The organism is Cellulomonas pasadenensis, from assembly GCF_047229365.1.
Classification (GTDB): Bacteria; Actinomycetota; Actinomycetes; order Actinomycetales; family Cellulomonadaceae; genus Cellulomonas.
This window is the reverse complement of the sequence record NZ_JBFTEP010000237.1, coordinates 1-2609: the sequence shown is the minus strand read 5'-3', so window position 1 is coordinate 2609 and position 2609 is coordinate 1. Positions and strand designations below refer to the sequence as shown.

2 protein-coding genes are annotated in these 2609 nt (G+C 76.7%); both read left to right on the top strand.

From position 1 onward, the window contains the following. Positions 1–443 precede the first annotated feature (443 nt). Positions 444–1295: an ABC transporter ATP-binding protein gene (locus tag AB6N23_RS18035; RefSeq protein WP_412867341.1), complete on the top strand. Its 852-nt coding sequence runs from the start codon at positions 444–446 to the stop codon at positions 1293–1295. Positions 1296–1350: 55 nt separating this feature from the next. Then, positions 1351–2400: an aliphatic sulfonate ABC transporter substrate-binding protein gene (locus AB6N23_RS18030; RefSeq protein ID WP_412867340.1), complete on the top strand. Its 1050-nt coding sequence runs from the start codon at positions 1351–1353 to the stop codon at positions 2398–2400. Positions 2401–2609: the final 209 nt, after the last annotated feature.

Genomic DNA, 2609 nt, shown 5'->3' with positions numbered 1-2609 from the left:
CCGCAGGCCTGAGCGCGGCCCCGGGCGCCTCCGGGGCGTCCGGGGCATCCGGGGCGCGACCGCACGGGGCGGACGGCACACGCCGTCCGCCCCGTCCGCGCGCCCGCGCACGGCCGGCGCACGCCCGGATGCGCCCGCTCGACGGACCCGCGTTGCCGCCGTCCTGGACACCTGGCTAGAGTGCGTCCGAGACGTGGTCACCCCGTCTCACGGAACGAGACGACCACCGAGGACGAGGAGGACGTGATGACCGCCGTGCGCATGCCCGCCGCTCCCGCCCCCGTCCTGTGTCGGTGCTGTCGGTCGTGCTGCCGCACGCCCCGCACCGGCGCCTGCTGACCGCAGCCACGCCGACCCGCTCCCCCGCGGGTCACGCCGGTGCCCGCCCTCCGTGGGCGCCCGGCCCGCCGGACGCCCGCGCCCGACCACCCGGGACGTCCCCCATGGCCCTCACCACACCGGTCCGCGCGGACCGCGCCGACCGACCCGCGCACGGCGTCGTGCTCGACGGCGTGCGCCGCACGTTCGCGACGCCCGCCGGCGACCGCCCGGTGCTGCGCGACGTCGACCTCGAGCTGCGCGCGGGCGAGATCGTCGCGCTCGTCGGGCCGTCCGGGTGCGGCAAGTCGACGCTGCTGCGCCAGGTCAGCGGCCTCGACACGCCCGACAGCGGCCGCGTGCTGCTCGACGGCACGCCCGTCACGGGCATCGACCGGCGCACCGCCGTCGCCTTCCAGGAGCCGCGCCTGCTGCCCTGGCGCACGCTCGCGCAGAACGTGGCGCTCGGCCTGCCGCGCGGCACGCCGAAGGACGCCGGCCGGGCACGCGTCGCGGAGCTGCTGCAGCTCGTCGGGCTCGAGGAGTCCGCCGGGCTGCGGCCGCGCCAGGTCTCGGGCGGCATGGCGCAGCGCGCGTCGCTCGCCCGGGCGCTGGCCCGCAACCCCGGCGTGCTGCTGCTCGACGAGCCGTTCGGCGCCCTCGACGCGCTGACCCGCCTGCGCATGCAGGACCTGCTGCTCGACGTGCACGCCGCCGAGCCGGCGACCGTCGTCCTCGTCACGCACGACGTCGAGGAGGCGCTGTACCTCGCCGACCGCGTCCTGCTGCTGCGCTCGCTCGTCGCGGCGCCCGACGACGCACCGAGCGTCGCGCGCGTCATCGACGTGCCGGGCGCGCGCCCCCGCGACCGCGCGGACCACCGGCTCGCCGAGCTGCGCGCCGAGCTGCTCGAGGGCCTGGGCGTCGCGACCCACCACGTGCGCCCGGGCGACCCGGACGCGCACCACTCGATCTGACCCACCCCTCCCCCCTCCCCCCGCGGCCGCCGGCCGCCCGCACGAAGGACCACCGATGACCCTGCGCACCTCCGTCCCCGCCACCGCGCTGGCCCTCGCAACCGCACTGGCGCTGGCCGGCTGCGTGCCCGGCGAGGGCTCCGCACCCGCGGCCGCCGACCCGACCGGCGCGTCCACCGACGACGCCGGCTGGAGCACCGACACCCTCGACATCGACTTCGCGACGTACAACCCGCTCAGCCTGGTCATCAAGGAGCAGGGCTGGCTCGAGGAGACCCTCGGCGACGACGTCACGGTCACCTGGGTGCAGTCGGCCGGCTCGAACAAGGCGAACGAGGCGCTGCGCGCCGGCGCGATCGACGTCGGCTCGACGGCCGGCTCGGCGGCGCTGCTCGCGCGCTCGAACGGCTCGCCGATCCGCACGATCGACATCTACTCGCAGCCGGAGTGGGCGGCGATCGTCGTCCCCGCGGGCTCGCCCATCACCTCCGTCGCGGACCTCGCCGGGAAGTCGGTCGCCGCGACGAAGGGCACCGACCCGTACTTCTTCCTGCTGCAGTCGCTGGACGAGGCGGGCGTGCCGCTCGACCAGGTCGAGGTGCAGAACCTGCAGCACGCGGACGGCCGCACGGCGCTCGAGCAGGGCTCGGTCGACGCGTGGTCGGGGCTCGACCCGATCATGGCCGCGAGCGAGGCCGAGTCCGGCACGCAGCTCGTCTACCGCAACATCGACTTCAACTCCTACGGCTTCCTCAACGCCACCGAGGAGTTCCTCGAGGCGAGCCCCGACGTCGCGCAGGTCGTCGTCGACGCGTACGAGAAGGCGCGCGCGTGGGCGCAGGAGAACCCCGAGGAGCTCGCCGCGACGCTGGCCGAGGTCGCCGGCATCGACCCGGCCGTCGCGCAGACGGTGATCGTCGAGCGCACCAACCTCGACGTCGACCCGGTGCCGGGCGACGCCCAGCGCGAGGTGCTCGAGGTCGTCGGGCCGATCTTCGTCGAGTCCGGCGACGTCGCGAGCCAGGACCTCATCGACGCGGCGCTCGAGGAGCTCTTCGAGCCGACGTACGCGCAGGACGCCGACCCGTCGCGCGTCGACGGCTGACCTCCTCCCGCGGCGCCCCGCTCCCCCGGCGGGGCGCCGCGGACCCCGTCCCGCAGGACCTCCTCGTCCCCCAGGAGCAGCCATGACCGAGCACGTCGCCGGCACCGGCCCCGTGACCGACCACGCCGGGCGCCCGCTGCGCGCCCTGAACCCGTTCGACGCGGCGCGCACCGCGGACGCCGCGCCGGCGACCGCGGCGCCCGGTGGGG